We start from the raw sequence: 15,787 nt of genomic DNA, 5'->3' as shown, positions 1-15,787 counted from the left end.
TCGATGCCACATCATGCCCTCTGATCCCGTCATCATTCCCTTGCGTCCCGAGCATTTCACGCCCGCACCCGCTGTGGTTGCGCGACACGGCGGCATGACCGCCACGGCCTTCCGCTATCGCAGCGGTGTCGCCGGCCTCACGCTCGCCAACGAGGCGGGACAAATCGACCTCCTGCCCTTTCATGGCCAGCAGATCTGGGATGCGAGCTTCTTCGGCCGCCGGCTCACCATGGGCTCGATGTTCGACGAGCCGGTGGCGACGCAAGACTATCTCGCGAACTATGGCGCCTTTTTCATCCATTGCGGCGTCACCGCCATTGGCAATCCCGGAACCGACGACAAACATCCGCTGCATGGCGAGCTGCCCAATGCGATCTATCAGGAAGCGAATCTCGTCATCGGCGCCGACGAAAACGGTCCCTTCATGGCGCTCGCCGGATCCTATCGGCACCGGGTCGCCTTCACGCATAATTATTTGGCCGAACCTGTCGTCAGACTGGGCGTGAAGGGCGGCCGGCTCCAGGTTTCGCTGACCGTGCGCAATCTCAAACACGCGCCGATGGAGCTGATGTATCTGGGCCACATCAATTTCCGACCCATCGACAATGCTACGCTTATCGACACCGTGCCGGACGATCCCAAGCACATGCGCCTGCGCACCAATCTGCCGATCGGCTACACACCCTCACCCGACTACCGCAAGCTCCTCGAGGCGACACTCGCCGACCCCGCCCGCCACCGCCAGATCCGCCCCCAGGAAGCGATCAATCCCGAGCTGGTCTTCTCGCTCGATTGCCGCACCGATGAGGCCGGCTGGGCCCATACGATGCAGCTTCTGCCCGACGGCTCGGCCGATTTCGTCAGCCATCGCCCGTCCGAGCTCAAGCGTGGGGTGCGCTGGATCACCCGCAGCGGCGACCAGGATGCCGTGGGCATCATGCTGCCCGCCACCGCCGATCCCGACGGCTACACCGCCGAAAAAGCCAAAGGTCATGTGCAGGTGCTGGCGCCGCAGGAGGAATTCCACTGCGAGATGGAATTCGGCGCGCTCACGCCGGACGAGGCGCGGAAGCTCAAGCAATCGATCGAGACGATCAGAAAGAGGATATCATGAGCGGCGCCTCAGGCTTCACCACCATCGACTTCGACCGGCCGGGCAAGCAGACCGGCTTCGTCAGCATCCCGCATTCGCCGCATGACGATGCCTGGGGCGTCACTCAAATTCCGCTTTGTGTCATCGCCCATGGCAAGGGGCCGACGGTGATCATCGAAGGCGGCAATCACGGCGATGAATATGAAGGTCCGATCACCATCAGCGAATTAATCCGCGATCTCGATCCCAAGGAGATCCAGGGCCGCCTTATCCTGATGCCGGCGGTCAATGTGCATGCGGTCATGGCCGGAAGGCGCACCTCGCCCGTCGACGGGCTCAATTTCAACCGCACCTTCCCGGGCGATCCCAAGGGCACCATCACCCAACAGATCTCGGCCTATATGGCGCGCGAGATCTTCCCGCGCGGCGATGCCTTCATCGACCTCCATTCCGGCGGCTCCTCGCTCGACATCCTGCCCAGCGCCATCGTCGAGCCGACCGATAATCCTGATCTGTTCCGGCGCAATGCCGCCGCGGCGCTCGCTTTCGATGCGCCGCTCGCCGTCGTCATCAGCAATCACGGCGATACGCGCACCGCGACGGCGGCCGCCTGCCATGCCGGCCTCGTCACCGTCGGCACGGAGATGGGTGGCGGCGGCACCGTCTCGCTCGACGGGCTTGCCATCTGCCGCCGCGGCGTGCGCAATGTGCTGGCGCATCTGGGCGTCCTGCCTCAGGCGACGAAGCCGGAATCCAGGGGCGACCGGCGCATCCTGGACCTCGCCGGCACCAAGGCACATGTCTATGCGACGATGGATGGCGTCTTCGAACCCTTCCATGCCAATGGGCGGCAAGTGAAAGCCGGCGAAGCGGCAGGCCGCATCCATTGCCTGTGGGATCCGGCGCGGCCGCCCGACACGCTGCATTATCACGCCGACGGCATTCTTTATTCCCGCCGCCAGCCCGGCCGGGTGAAGCCCGGCAATTGCTGCCTCGTCGTCGCCTCACTTTATGAAGGAGACCTGTCATAATCACGATCCGTGACATCGAAGCGGCGCGTTCGCGCATCGCTCCCCATATCAGGCGTACGCCGATCATGGCGCTGGACCAGCTCCAGGCCGCCATTCCGCACCAGCCGAAAGTGACGCTCAAGCTCGAATGCCTGCAGGTGACGGGCTCGTTCAAGGCGCGCGGCGCCATGAACCGTCTGCTCGGCGCTGCCAAGGACGAGATCAAGGCCGGCATCACCACCGCATCCGGCGGCAATCACGGGCTGGCGGTGGCGCGCACCGCCTTCGCCGCCAAGGTGCCGGCAACGATCTTCGTGCCGTCCAATGTCTCGCCCGCCAAGGTCGTCAAGATGAAGGCCTGGAACGCCAAGGTCGAGATCGTCGGCGACGAATGGAGCCAGTCCAACCAGGCGGCGCATGACTATGCGAAGAAAACGGGGGCCGCCTATTTCCATCCCTTCGCCGACCCGCTCGTCGTCGCGGGGCAAGGCACGCTCGGCCTCGAAATCCTCGACGACCTCTCCGACATCGATGCGATCCTCATCGCCATCGGCGGCGGTGGCCTGATCTCGGGCCTCGGCACAGTGCTCAAGGCGCGACGCCCCGACATCCGCATCATCGGCATCGAGCCTGTCGGATCGCCCACCCTCAGGGCCAGTATCGATGCCGGCCATGTGGTCACCTTGGCCGAAGTCACCTCGCGGGTGCCGACCATGACTTGCCGGCGCACCGATGAGCGCATCTATGAGACGGTGCGCGACACGGTCGACGACATCGTCCTCGTCTCCGACGAGGAAATGGCCGAAGCCTCGCGCTTCCTCTGGTTCGAAATGGGCATCGCCGCCGATCTTTCGGGCGCGGCCTCCATCGCCGCCTTGCGCAAGAACCTGCCGCAGCTCGCCGGCGCCAAACATGTCTGCGCGCTGGTCTGCGGCGCCGGTCCCGAAGGAACCGTGTGATGGTGGTGAGACTCGCTCTCGCCGGCGCCGGTCTCTTCGGCCAGGAACATCTGGGCGTCATCGACCGTATTCCGGATGTGGAGGTGGTGGCCATCGCCGACCGCAATGAAGTCGCGGCAAAGACCGCCGCCGACCGGCATGGCGTGTTGCATCGGGGGGCCGACATTCTGCCCTTGCTGGAAAAGCACCGGCCTGACGGCGTCATCATCGCTTCACCCGGCCAGACGCATGTGCCCCTGGCGCTCGGCGCTCTGGCGCTCGGCATTCCGGCGCTGGTCGAAAAGCCGATGGCCATGACGGCCGCCGAAGCGCAGATGCTCGTCGAGGCCGACGCAAAGGGACCCGGCTTCGTGCTGCCCGGCCATGTGCTGCGCTTCTCTTCCCCGCATCGCCGCATCGCCGATATCATCAAGTCGGGCGAGATCGGCCGCGTGCTCTCGCTCTATGCCCGGCGCCATCGCGACGACAGCCATGCGGTGCGTTACCCTGACATCGATCCCATCATGATGACGATGATCCACGACATCGATCTCGCCGTGTGGATGACAGGCGGCTCGGCGAGTGAGGTCCGGGCTTGGCGAAGTCCCGAAGGCGCGCAGCGCTCGCAGACCCTGGTGACTGCGCGGGGCGATCACGGCGCGGTATGGCAGCTCGCGACCTCCTGGACATATCCGGGTGAAGCGGCGCCTGACCGCATCGAGATCGTCGGCGAGCGCGGCGGCATCGATTTCGAGACCGGCGCCCATATCCGCCAGTATGGCGACACGCCCCGCCATATCGATCTCGCCGAATTCGGGCCGGACGATTCGCTCTTCAACGAAGACTCCTATTTCGTCAGCTGCCTACGCACCGGCACGCGGCCCAGCATCGTCACCGCGCAGGATGCCCTGGCCGGCCTCAAGGTCGCGGCAGCGGCGCTCGCCTCTCTTGGAAAGGGAACACAATGACTGATGAACGCCCTCTCGCCGGCCGCATCGCTCTGGTGACCGGCGCCACGCGAGGCATCGGCCGTGCCATCGCGCACAAGCTCGCAAAGGATGGGGCGATCGTCGGCGTGCTGGGACGTAATGAGGCGCAAGGCACGGCGGTGGTACGCGAGATCGAGGCCGCCCAGGGCAAGGCTTTCTTCCGCCGTCTCGATGTCTGCGATTTCAAGGCGACGCAAAGCATAGTGGAGGACACGGTCGCGCGCCTCGGCCGGCTCGACATCCTCATCGCCAATGCCGGCATCGGCACGATCGGACCGGTCGAGACGTCGGATCCGGAAGACTGGCGGGCGATGATGGAGGTCAATTATCTCGGCACCGCGCACAGCGTGAAGGCGGCGCTGAAGCCGATGCTGGCGCAAGGGCGCGGCGACATCGTCGCCATCGCCTCCTCGGCCGGCGTCACCGGCTATCCCGACTGGTCGGGCTATTGCGCCAGCAAATGGGCGGTGATGGGTTTCATGGAGTGCCTGGGGCGCGAAATGGTCTCGCGCGGCATCCGCGTCTCGACGGTTTGCCCGGGCAGCGTCGACACGCCCTTCTGGGACATTCTCAATGTCGATCTCCATCCCGCCGGCTCCGACAGCCGCAAAGGCATGGTGACGGCCGACGACGTGGCCGAGGTGGTCATGCTGCAATTGCGCCTGCCGCCCGGCGTGCTGATCAAGAACTCGCTGATATTCCCGACGAATGAGTGGCATTAGAGCAGGTATATAAGCGCAGGATTCCCGCGAAAAACCGTTAGTCACTTTTCCGCGTCCCGCGCTAGAGTCACTCACTTTCCGAAAATCCTTTCTGATACACCGGAATAGTGCCTGCGATCCCAGACGTATTGGGGGAATGATCATCAATCCATCTGCGCGCCGTATCGCCATCGCGGTTGGCTATGGAGTGCTGTGCCACAGCCTGTTCATCATGGCTGTCGCGGCGATGATCGTCATGATGTTCTTCGGCATGAGCCGATCCTTCGGAGCGCTGATTGAACCGTGGCACATGATCGGGAATGGACTCCTGCTCCTCCAGTTCCCGCTTGCCCATTCGCTGCTGCTGACGCGCGCCGGCAATGGAGTGCTGCGGCATCTGGCGCCATCGGGGCTAGGGGCGGACCTTGCGACGACGACCTATGCCGCCATCGCCTCGCTCCAGGTCCTGGCGCTCTTCCTCTTGTGGTCTCCTTCGGGCACGATCTGGTGGCAAGCCGAAGGTCCCCTGCTCGCCATCCTCTGTTCGGCCTATGCGCTGGCATGGCTCGGCCTGCTCAAAGCCATCAGCGATGCCGGACTGGCCCTGCAGGTCGGCCTGCTCGGCTGGCGCTCTGTCGCAAAAGGCATCAAGGTCACCTACCCGCCCATGCCGCGAACGGGCCTGTTCCGTTATTGCCGGCAGCCCATCTATGTCGCCTTCGCCGCCACACTATGGACGGTGCCGACCTGGACACCCGATCAGCTCACCATCGCCAGTATACTTACGCTCTATTGCGTCATCGGGCCGTTGTTCAAGGAGAGGCGCTTCCGGGCGCGGTTCGGCGATGAATTTGCAGCCTATCGGAAGCACGTGCCATACTGGCTTCCCTGGACGAAGATGAAGCAAGCTCCTCAGCGCAACGATCTCTCGATCTACGACACTCATGCGGAAAGCTGGTGGACGGGCGAGACGCGCTGGCTGCGCCTGTTGCAGAACATGGTGCCGGCGCGGCTAGCCTATTTCACTCCGGTCGTCGGCGACTGGCGCGGCAAGACGGTGCTCGATCTCGGCTGCGGCGGCGGCTTCATGTCGGAAGCCCTGGCGCAGCGCGGCGCCCAGGTCGTCGGTGTCGATCCTTCCCAACCGGCTATCGCCATCGCCCAGACTCATGCCGAGGCCACGGGCCTCGTCATTGACTACCGCATCGGCGCGGGCGAAAGCCTGCCGGTCGCCGAGAGCTCGGTGGATATCGTGCTCTGTGTCGATGTGCTCGAGCATGTGCGCGATCTCGACGCCGTCCTCGACGAAGTCCGGCGCGTGCTGAAGCCGGACGGCCTGTTCCTGTTCGACACGATCAACCGCACCTGGCTGGCAAAGGTGGTCGTGGTCACTTTCGGAGAAAACGTGCTTCGGCTCCTGCCTAAGGGAACACATGATCCAGCTCTGTTCATCGCGCCCGCCGAGTTGAAAGCGCGACTAGAGCAACGCCAATTCACCGTCGCACCGCTCGTCGGATTCGGGCCGAGTGGCCTCAACCGGCGCTTCGATCTCACTTTCGGCGCTTTGCCGACCACCGCGATCACCTATATCGGACATGCGCGACGAATGACTGGCCCTGATTCTGGGCCTTAACCAGGCGCAATTTCGCCATCGACCGGCCCAAAGTTTTCGCTAGGATATATGTATGCGAAAATTCGCCGGCGTGGTGCTCCGGACTGCGGCAGCTGTGCTGTGGGCACTGCTGTCTACGTCGTTTTCTACCGGGATTGCCGTTGCACAGGAGAACGGGCCGCTGAAGGGGGTGGCGCTGGTAATCGGCCAATCGGCCTATGAAAAACTCCCGGCCCTGCCCAATCCCGAACGTGACGCCCGTGAGATCGAAGACCTCCTTGCCCGGCTTGGCTTCGAGACGGAGCTCGCCACCAATGAGAACGGCCGGAAGCTCGCCCGGTCGATCGAGGCGTTCATCGAGGATGCCGGCGGCGCCGATGTGGCGCTGGTTTATTATTCCGGCCATGGCATCGAAGCGGGCGGTACCAACTATTTGCTCCCGATCGATGCCGACGAGGCCTCGCTCGCCGCCGCCGACAGCCGTCTCATCTCGCTGCAAGCGGTTCTGGAACAGCTGCGCAATAAAGCCCGGATCACAATTCTTCTGCTCGATGCCTGCCGGTCCAATCCCTATCCCCGGGAAGCGCTGGTCAGACGCGATGGGCATTCTGCCGGCATGCCCATTGCCGCCGCCGGTCTGGGAGCGCCGCGCGGCGCCGTGATCGTGGAGTCCGCCCAATCTTTGCCGGACAATATCGGCGAGGTGATCGGCTTCGCGGCTGAGCCGGGCCAGGTCGCGCTCGACGGTACCGAAGGCGCCAGCAGCCCCTATGCCGCCGCCCTCCTCAAGCATCTTGGCGCCAATCAGGGCTATGACTTCGCCCAGATGATGACCCTGGTCACCGAGGAGGTCTATCTCACCACGGGAACGCGGCAGCGGCCCTGGGTCAATGCCAGCCTGCGGCGCTTCTTGAGTTTCGGCGGGAAGCCACTGGAGCTTACTTCCGACGACGCGCTGCTTGTCGGCGAGAGGCGCAAGCTCCTGCTCTCCATTGCCGCGACGCCGCAAGACATGCGGGCGTCCGTCGAGGGACTCGCCAGAGACATGTCGCTGCCACTCGATCCACTTTACGGCATGCTGCGCGAATTGCAGGTAGACACGACGAAGGGGCCTGGGGAGATCGACGCGCAACTGCGCAGCGGTGCCGAGGCGCTCAAGAAGCTTCTGGCGGAAAAGGTCGTCTCCCTGCGCAAGGATCCCGAGCTCAACCGCCTTGCAGGATTGGCGGACCGGGCCCAGGCCGAAGGCGCCATAGCACTCGCCAAGGACTATCGCGCCAAGGCCAGCGCACGCGCCGATGAGCTCGACACGACGCTTGATCGACGCGAGGCGGAAGTAATGGCCGACCGGACCGAAATCGCCTCGACCTATGCCGAGGAAGCCGCGACGGCGATCCTCGCCTTCGACTATCTTCTGGCTTCGCAGAAATACGAGAAGGCCTTCGAACAACTGACAGGCCGGGACGACAGACATGCGTTCCTCTACCGGATCGAACAGATTGCCGCGCTGTCGCAATACGGAGAATTCGCCGGAGACAATCAAGCATTGGAAAGGGCCATTTCAGTCTATGAGGCCTTGGGCGCCGGTCCGAAGGTCGAATATTCGGCGCCCTGGGCATTGCTTCAGGTCGATCTCAGCGTATCGCTGACGGCGCTCGGGGATCGCAGAGGCGATGCCGCGATGCTTGCCAAGGCCGTCAAGGGGCTCGAGACCGCACTTGCGATCCTGAGCCGGAGAAACCTGGCGAACGAATGGGCGGTAGCGCAAGTCAATCTCGGCAATGCTCTTCAGTCACTCAGCAAATTGGACGGCGATCGCAACCTGCTCGTCAGGTCTGTCGCCGCCTATGAAACAGCATTGCCCGAGCTGCAGAAGGATTCGTCCCGGCGCCACTGGTCCGCCGCTCAGAACAACCTCGGCAATGCTCTCAAGCGTCTGGCTGATCGCGACGGCGACACAGCCCCCCTCATCCGGGCAATCAGCGCCTATGAGACGGCCCTCTCCGTCCGAAAGCGCGAGAGCATGCCATTCGACTGGGCCGAAACTCAGTACAACCTCGGCATTGCCATGACATTGCTGGGTGAGCGCAAAAGCGACATCTCCCATCTGCGCCAGGCCGAGACGGCCTTCGAAGCGGTGCTCGCCGAGTGGCCACGCGATCGGTATCCTCTCCTCTGGGCTTCGGCTCAGAACAGCCTGGCTGCGGCGCTCCTGAGCCGCGATCGCCTGGAAGCAAGCGACGATACCGTTCTGAAGGCGATTTCCGCCTATGAGGCCGCGCTCACCGTGACGACCCGTGGAACCGCCCCTTCGCAATGGGCCATGCTCCAGAATAATCTCGGCCAGGCCCTCGCCACTCTTGGCTATCGGAAGCACGACGCGAACCTGCTGCTTAGGGCCATCGCGGCTTACAATGCCGCGCTCACCGAGAGAACCCGCGAAAGATCGCCACTGCAATGGGCCAATACGCAAACTGATCTTGGCAGTGCCCTGCGCGCGCTTGGCGAGCTTCAGGGTGACGCGGTGCCGCTTCGGCTGGCGATCATTTCCACACGCGCGGCGCTGAACGAATTGGAGCGCCGCCGCGTGCCCCTGGACTGGGCGGAAGCGCAGAATGATCTCGGCCTCGCTCTATGGACACTCGGACAGCAGCAGGACAGCATGATCGCCAGCATGCTGGCGGTGGTGGCCTTTGAAGCGGCCCTGTCCGAATGGACATACGAACACGCGCCGGATGAGTGGGCTATGGCCCAAAACAATCTGGGCATGGCGCTTCAGACGCTCGGGGCGCGTTTCGGCGGCACAGTCCTGCTTGCAGAGTCTGTCGAGGCCTATGAGGCATCGCTCACCGTTCGGACGCGAGATCGTGCGCCTCTGAAATGGGCTGCCACCCAGGCTGATATCGGCATGGCGAAACTTCTGCTGGGATATCGCAGCCGAAACAAGTCGGTCGTCGAAAGCGGCCGGAAAGCGGTGCAGACAGCCTGGGAACTCCACCGGGCAGCCGGTGAAAAGCAATATGACGACATTTTCGCCGATCGCATAAAGACTTTCGACACGGTCCTTGCCGCGCTTCGCAAGTCCGCCGACTAAGAAGTGGATCACGAGCCTCGCGGCTTGGACTCAGGTTCCGTCAACATCGATTCGCCAAGGTTTGTGGCCCTATTGCTGAGACCGTGATCCGCCACGGCAGGCCTGAGGGCTGTTTTGTCGTGATTGCAAAAGGAGATAGCGGCCGAATCACTTTGATTTGAAAATCATCGATTCCCCTGCCTGTGGATAGCGCGCATAATCATCAACAGATTCGCCTTTTTATGCTGGCAATCGCTATCACAGACCCATGAACGCACAGAACACCGCCCGGGTGATCGAACCCGAACAGGAAACCGACTCCTACCGCTCGCCGCCCCATAATCTCGAGGCGGAACAAGCGCTGCTGGGCGCGATCCTGGTCAATAACGAGGCCTGCGACCGCGTTACCGCCTTCCTCGATCCGTCGCATTTCTTCGAGCCCGTGCATGCGCGTATCTTCGAAGCGGCCTCCACCTTGATCCGAGCCGGCAAGCTCGCCTCGCCGGTGACGCTCAAGACTTATTTCGAGCGTGACGAGACGCTGAAGGAAATCGGCGGGCCGGCCTATCTCGCGCGTCTCGCCGCCGCGGCGACGACCATCATCAATGCCGAAGAATATGGCCGCGCCATCTATGAGCTGGCGCAGCGGCGCAAGCTCATCGACATCGGCTCGGAGATCGTCAACAACTCCTTCGACACGCCGGTCGACCTGACCGCGAAGGATCTCATCGAGACGGCCGAGCAGAGCCTCTATGAGATCGCCGAGACCGGCAAATATGGCCAGGGATTCCAGCTCTTCGGACGCGCCCTCACCGAAGCCGTCGACATGGCGGCCAGCGCCTATCAGCGCGACGGCGGCCTGTCCGGCATTTCGGCGGGCCTGCGCGATCTCGACGAGAAGATGGGCGGCCTGCAATCATCGGACTTGATTATCCTCGCCGCCCGCCCGGCCATGGGCAAGACCTCGCTCGCCACCAACATCGCCTATTATGTCGCCAAGAACTACAAGGCCGACCATCAGCCGGACGGCTCGGTACGTATTCTCGATGGCGGCGTCGTCGGATTCTTCTCGCTCGAAATGTCGCAAGAGCAGTTGGCGACACGTATCATCGCCGAGCAGTCGGCCATCTCATCCGAGCGTATCCGCCGCGGCAAAATCACCGAGGACGAGTTCCACCGCATCGTCGAAGTGTCGCGTGAATTGTCGGCGCTGCCGCTTTATATCGACGCGACCGGCGGCCTCACCATTGCGCAGGTTGCGGCGCGCGCCAGGCGCTTGAAGCGTCAGCGTGGCCTGGGACTTCTAATCGTCGACTATCTCCAGCTCCTCGCCGGCTCGGCCAAGAAAGCCTCCGAAGGCCGCGTCCAGGAAGTCACCGAAATCACCGTCGGTCTCAAGGCGCTGGCCAAGGAGCTCAAAGTGCCGATCATCGCGCTGTCGCAGCTGTCGCGTCAGGTGGAGAACCGCGACGACAAGCGCCCGCAGCTCTCCGACTTGCGTGAGTCCGGCTCGATCGAGCAGGACGCCGACGTGGTGCTGTTCATCTATCGCGAAGAATATTATCTCGGCCGCACCGAGCCCCGCCCCAATACGCCCGAGCATTTCGAGTGGCAGGAGACGATGAACCGGGTCACCGGCGTCGCCGAGGTCATCATCGCCAAGCAGCGCCATGGCCCCACCGGCATCGTCGAGCTGCAGTTCGACGCCTCGCTGACCAAGTTCCAGGATCTGGTCAAGTCGGACCACCTGCCCGAGCAGTTCAACTAGTCTGCCAGCGCCACGGCTGGTATAAGGCACCCGAGCCGGGTACATAATATACCCAGCATATTGTCTGGTTCTCGGGAGCGGGCGCGTGGCGCAGAAGCACAAGACGAGTGGTACGACGGGGGATGGCGAGCGCAAGCTGCGCTATCAGGCCGTCTATGACTGGGTGCTGGACTATATCGCGTCCAAGGGCCTCGCGAGCGGCGACAAGCTGCCGAGCTCGACCGAAATCGCGAGCCTCACCAAGGTCAGCCTGATCTCGGTGCGCCATGCGCTCGACAAGCTCGAACATGCCGGCAAGATCCAGCGCCATCAAGGCATCGGCACTTTCGTCGCCCGCGACCGCATCGTCAGCGAGCCCAACCGCTCCGGCCGCCTGCTCGAAACCCTCACCCCCTCCGGCAAGGGCCCGCAACTCACCACCGAAGTGCTCAGCATCAATATCGGGCTGCCGAGCCCGGAGATCGCCAAGGCTCTGTCGATCGAAACCGGCCAGCCGGTCTGGGAGATCATCCGCCGCCGCAGCCTCGGCGGCGCGCCCGCGATCCTCGAACAGGCGGTGCTGCCGCTCAGCATCGTGCCGGCGCTCGATGAGAAGGAGCTGGCGGCGGGCGACTCGCTTTACCGCCTGCTCGCCGAGCGCTTTGGCCTCAAGGACGACTATGCCGAGCAGTCGCTCGAAGTGGACAAGCCGGCGGCGAATGAGCGCGAGGCGCTGGGCCTCGGCGCGCGCGACCAGGTGGTGCGCGTCCGCGGCGTCAGCTTCACCGCCACCGGCGTCGCCTTCGACTGCTATCAGCAGACCTACCGCGCCTCCGATTTCGTCTTCTACACCTCTGGCTCCGGCAGCCGGCGCCTGCTGCAGCCCGCCGACATCAAGGAATGGGTGGTGCTGCCGCTCCATAGCGGCAGCAAGGCCGGATCAGGCTCGAAGCGCTAATCTCCGGTCCGGATCGGGATTTGGAATACTCGCGAGCAACGCCTTGGTGTATTCGGCCTCGGGCGCATGGATCACCTGATGCGCCGGCCCCTGCTCGACGATGCGGCCCTGATGCATCACGGCGATCCGGTCGGCATAGTTCGCGGCGGTCGACAGATCATGGGTGATCATCAGGATTCCCATGCGCGCGTCGCGGCGTAGTTCGTCCAGGAGATGCAGCACGCCGGCGCGGACCGAAACGTCGAGCATCGACACCGGCTCGTCGGCGAGCAGCAATTCGGGCTTGAGCACGATGCTGGCGGCGATGGCGACACGCTGGCGCTGGCCGCCCGACAATTCATGCGGGAAGCGGCCGAGATAGCGTACCGCCGGAGTCAGCCCCACCCGCTCCAGCGCCTCCACCACCAGCGCCTCGCGCTCCTGTGCCGTGGCGGCGATGCGATGGATGCGCAAGGGCTCCGCGACGGTGTCGCGGACGCGGAAGCGCAGATCGAGCGACTCGTAAGGGTCCTGATAGATCATCTGGATCTGACGGCGCAGCGGCCGCCAGTCACGCATGCCGAGGCCCGTCACGTCGCGGCCATTGAGCGTGATCGTGCCGCCTCGCGACTTCACCATGCCCAGAATGGCTTGCATCGCGGTGGTCTTGCCTGAGCCCGACTGGCCGACCAGCGCCACCATCTCGCCGCGGTCGATTTTGAGCGAGATGTCGTTGACGACAAGCGGCGCCTCAGGCCTTTCGCGCCGCAACACCTCGCCGATACTGCGCGGGCGCGGATAGGACACTTTGAGACCGCTCACCTGGAGCAGAGGCGCCGGCGTCCGCTTTGCCTCGGGCTTTTCCGGCTTGCGCGCGACGGCGAAGACATCGGGCGTCGCCTCGAACAGCTTGCGCGTATAATCGTGCTGGGGACGGTGATAGAGATCGCTGACGCTGCCCTCCTCGACGATCTCGCCGCCCAGCATCACCGCGGCGCGATGACAGTTCTGTGCCACGATCGCCAGGTCATGGGTGACCAGGATCAGCGCGAGATTGAGATCCTGGCTGAGCCGCACCAGGAGCTTCAGCACCTGGTCCTGCACCATGACATCGAGCGCCGTCGTCGGCTCGTCGGCGAGCAGCACCTTCGGCTCGCAAGCGAGCGCCATGGCGATCATCGCGCGCTGGCGCATGCCGCCCGAAAATTCATGCGGGAAACGCGCACTTTGCGCCGCGGAGATGCCGACCAGCTCCAGGAGTTCGCCGACCCGGCGCCCGGCCGCGGCACCGCGCGCCACATTATGCACGTCGAGCGCCTCGGCGATCTGCCAGCCCACCGTCTTCACCGGATTGAAGGCGCTCATGGCGCCCTGGAAAACCATGGCGATGTCCTTCCAGCGATGCGGCGCGACGCTCTTTTCGCCGTCCCGCAGGATATCCCGCCCCTCGAGCAGGACACGGCCCGAGACTTCCGCCGATGACGGCAGAAGCCCCATGGCGGCCATGATGGTCGTCGTCTTGCCCGATCCCGATTCACCGACGAGGCCGAAGCGCTCGCCGGGCTTCAGAGCAATATTGACGCCCTTCACCACATGGAAGCCGGGATTGTCCGGGCGAACACCGAACCAGACATTCAGATCTTCGAAAGCAAGAATGGGCTTGCGGGTCATAGTGCGTCCGGTCCCCGGCCGACCAAGGGACGCAGCCGCCAGAAATGCGTGGAGAGATAGGAGACCTTGAGGCGCGGATTGAGTGCATCCTCGATGGAACGGCCCAGCATGTAGCAGCCCATGATCAGGAAGGCGACGGACAACCCTGCCGGCACGATAGCCCACCAGGCGCCGCTCGACACCGCGGCACGGTCGAAGGCGTGCTCCATGATCGTGCCCCAGGTCACCGCGGTCGGATCGGACAGACCGAGGAAGGCCAACGCCGTTTCGTTGAAGATGGCGACGGTAATGGCGAGCACCGTATTGGCGACGAGCAAGGGCCCGATCTGCGGGATGATGTGATTGAAGATGATATGGGCATGCCCTGCCCCCACGGCCTCGACGCGCTTGACATAGACACGCTCGCGCAAGCTCTTGACCTGGGCGCGGATGAGGCGCGCGGTGCCCGTCCACATCAAGGCGCCGATGACGATGATGACATGTGAGAGGCTCGGGCCCCAGACTGCCGCGATGGCGATCATCAGCACGATCTGCGGCACCACCAGGAAGTAGTCGGTGATGCGCATCAGCAGCGTGTCGACCCAGCCGCCGAAATAGCCGGAGAGCACGCCGATCGTGGCGCCAATGCCGATGGCGATCAAGGTGGCGACGGCACCGACGATCATCGAGATGCGGCCGCCGCGCAGGACGAGGCTCAGCATGTCGACGCCGCCATCGTCGCAGCCGAGCCAGTGCGCCCGGGACGGTGCTTCGAAGACACCGCAGCTCGCCTCGCTGATGCTGTAAGGCTCGATCCAGGGCGAGATGAGCGCGATAATGACGAAGAAGGCGACGATGACGAGACCGGCCAGCGCCGTCTTCTGCTGCAGCACGCCGCGCAAAGTCGGCCAGAAGCCATAGGGGCTTTGGCTGTCGGGAGCCTGATTCACGGTGGTCGTGCTCATGTGGTGATCCGCGGATCGAGCTTGTAATAAAGAAGATCGGCGATGAGATTGAAGGTGATCACCACGATGGTGATGAACAGGAAGCCGCCCTGCAGCATCGGATAATCGCGCTTCAGCACCGCCGTGTAGAGGGCGCGCCCGATGCCGGGCCACGAGAAGATCACTTCGATCAGAATCGAACCGGTGACGATGGCGCCGAGCGACATCGCCACCATGGTCACGATCGGCAGCATGGCGTTGCGCAGCGCATAGTGGCGGATGATCCGGTGGCGCGGCACACCCTTGGCGCGCGCGGTGAGGATATGATCCTCGCCCAAGGTCTCGAGAATGGCCGATCGGACGATGAGGGCGTTCTCGGCATAAAGCGTCAGCATCAGCGCGGTGACGGGCAGAATCATGTGCTTCAGCCGGTCGAGCAGTGCTTCCCAGGCCGTTGCGTCGAGCGCGAAGGGATCGCTCATGCCGGCGGAGGGCAGGACACCGGCAAAGCCGATCAGCAGCATCATGCCCATGAACTGTGTCGGGAATGCATAAAAGAGCACGGCGATGTTGGTGCTGAGGTGATCGGTGGCGCTGCCGCGCCTGACCGCCGAGACCACGCCGACCGTCAGCCCCAGCATGATCGCCAGGATGGTGCCGGCCGCCACCATCGGAATGGTATTGGCGAAAGCCTGGACCAGATTGTCGAGGACCGGCTGGCGATTGGTGTAGGAGATGCCGAAATTGCCGTGCAGCGCCTCACGCAGATAGAGCAGATATTGTTCCCAGAGCGGGCGGTCGAGGCCGAATTGCTGGGTGAGGATCTTCTTCATCTCGGGCGAGGCATTGGGCACGCGCGAGATCTGGCTGACCGGACTGCCGGGCAGAACCCGGAACAGGATGAAGTTCAAGGTAAGGGCGACATAAACCGTGGCGATGGCGAAGGCCACTCGCTTCCAGACATAACCAGCTCCGCGCAAACCGTCCGCCCTCCGGGCTTCTACCGCCTTGACATCAACTCATTATACTCAGTACGTTGAATTCGAGGCAAGGCCCTTTGCCAAGAAATCTTGCCCTTTCGAGGAGACCCCTG

At 63.6% G+C, this 15,787-nt stretch carries 12 protein-coding genes; 9 read left to right on the top strand and 3 right to left on the bottom strand.

Translation table 11 applies throughout. From position 1 onward, the window contains the following. The first annotated feature begins 13 nt into the window (after positions 1 to 13). From JHL16_RS06535 to JHL16_RS06495, 9 genes are all read left to right on the top strand, one after another. Positions 14 to 1,114: a DUF4432 family protein gene (locus tag JHL16_RS06535; protein WP_200184076.1), complete on the top strand. Its 1,101-nt coding sequence runs from the start codon at positions 14 to 16 to the stop codon at positions 1,112 to 1,114. Continuing rightward, positions 1,111 to 2,124, top strand: coding sequence for a succinylglutamate desuccinylase/aspartoacylase family protein (locus JHL16_RS06530; protein WP_200184075.1), 1,014 nt, complete (start codon positions 1,111 to 1,113; stop codon positions 2,122 to 2,124). The genes JHL16_RS06535 and JHL16_RS06530 overlap by 4 nt, the downstream gene beginning before the upstream one ends. Continuing rightward, positions 2,121 to 3,062 (top strand): pyridoxal-phosphate dependent enzyme, encoded by a 942-nt coding sequence (locus JHL16_RS06525; RefSeq protein ID WP_200184960.1) that lies wholly within the window; start codon positions 2,121 to 2,123, stop codon positions 3,060 to 3,062. Before JHL16_RS06530 ends, JHL16_RS06525 begins: the two co-directional genes overlap by 4 nt. Continuing rightward, the gene (locus JHL16_RS06520; protein ID WP_200184074.1) at positions 3,062 to 4,009 is read left to right on the top strand and encodes a Gfo/Idh/MocA family protein; all 948 of its coding nucleotides are present in this window, start codon (positions 3,062 to 3,064) and stop codon (positions 4,007 to 4,009) included. The genes JHL16_RS06525 and JHL16_RS06520 overlap by 1 nt, the downstream gene beginning before the upstream one ends. Further along, the gene (locus JHL16_RS06515) at positions 4,006 to 4,752 is read left to right on the top strand and encodes an SDR family oxidoreductase (RefSeq protein WP_200184073.1); all 747 of its coding nucleotides are present in this window, start codon (positions 4,006 to 4,008) and stop codon (positions 4,750 to 4,752) included. Before JHL16_RS06520 ends, JHL16_RS06515 begins: the two co-directional genes overlap by 4 nt. Positions 4,753 to 4,888: 136 nt before the next feature. Continuing rightward, on the top strand, positions 4,889 to 6,364 hold the full coding sequence (gene ubiG / locus JHL16_RS06510) for a bifunctional 2-polyprenyl-6-hydroxyphenol methylase/3-demethylubiquinol 3-O-methyltransferase UbiG (protein ID WP_200184072.1): 1,476 nt from the start codon (positions 4,889 to 4,891) through the stop codon (positions 6,362 to 6,364). A gap of 52 nt (positions 6,365 to 6,416) precedes the next feature. Further along, on the top strand, positions 6,417 to 9,437 hold the full coding sequence (locus JHL16_RS06505; RefSeq protein WP_200184071.1) for a caspase family protein: 3,021 nt from the start codon (positions 6,417 to 6,419) through the stop codon (positions 9,435 to 9,437). Positions 9,438 to 9,684: 247 nt separating this feature from the next. Then, the gene (locus JHL16_RS06500; RefSeq protein WP_200184070.1) at positions 9,685 to 11,184 is read left to right on the top strand and encodes a replicative DNA helicase; all 1,500 of its coding nucleotides are present in this window, start codon (positions 9,685 to 9,687) and stop codon (positions 11,182 to 11,184) included. A gap of 85 nt (positions 11,185 to 11,269) precedes the next feature. Continuing rightward, complete coding sequence (locus JHL16_RS06495) at positions 11,270 to 12,121, top strand: UTRA domain-containing protein (protein ID WP_200184069.1); 852 nt, start codon at positions 11,270 to 11,272, stop codon at positions 12,119 to 12,121. Here the strand turns inward: JHL16_RS06495 and JHL16_RS06490 are convergent. The 3 genes from JHL16_RS06490 to JHL16_RS06480 are packed head-to-tail and all read right to left on the bottom strand — an operon-like array spanning position 12,104 to position 15,674. Next, positions 12,104 to 13,771, bottom strand: coding sequence for a dipeptide ABC transporter ATP-binding protein (locus tag JHL16_RS06490; RefSeq protein WP_200184068.1), 1,668 nt, complete (start codon positions 13,769 to 13,771; stop codon positions 12,104 to 12,106). The genes JHL16_RS06495 and JHL16_RS06490 overlap by 18 nt on opposite strands. Beyond that, positions 13,768 to 14,715 (bottom strand): ABC transporter permease, encoded by a 948-nt coding sequence (locus tag JHL16_RS06485; protein WP_200184067.1) that lies wholly within the window; start codon positions 14,713 to 14,715, stop codon positions 13,768 to 13,770. Before JHL16_RS06485 ends, JHL16_RS06490 begins: the two co-directional genes overlap by 4 nt. Then, positions 14,712 to 15,674, bottom strand: a complete 963-nt coding sequence (locus JHL16_RS06480) for an ABC transporter permease (RefSeq protein ID WP_137855467.1) — start codon at positions 15,672 to 15,674, stop codon at positions 14,712 to 14,714. The genes JHL16_RS06485 and JHL16_RS06480 overlap by 4 nt, the downstream gene beginning before the upstream one ends. Positions 15,675 to 15,787 lie beyond the last annotated feature (113 nt).

Source organism: Taklimakanibacter albus, from assembly GCF_016595235.1.
In the GTDB taxonomy this organism is placed as follows: Bacteria; Pseudomonadota; Alphaproteobacteria; order Rhizobiales; family Aestuariivirgaceae; genus Taklimakanibacter; species Taklimakanibacter albus.
Note: the sequence above shows the minus strand (reverse complement) of the source record. Positions and strands in the feature narration are given on the sequence as shown.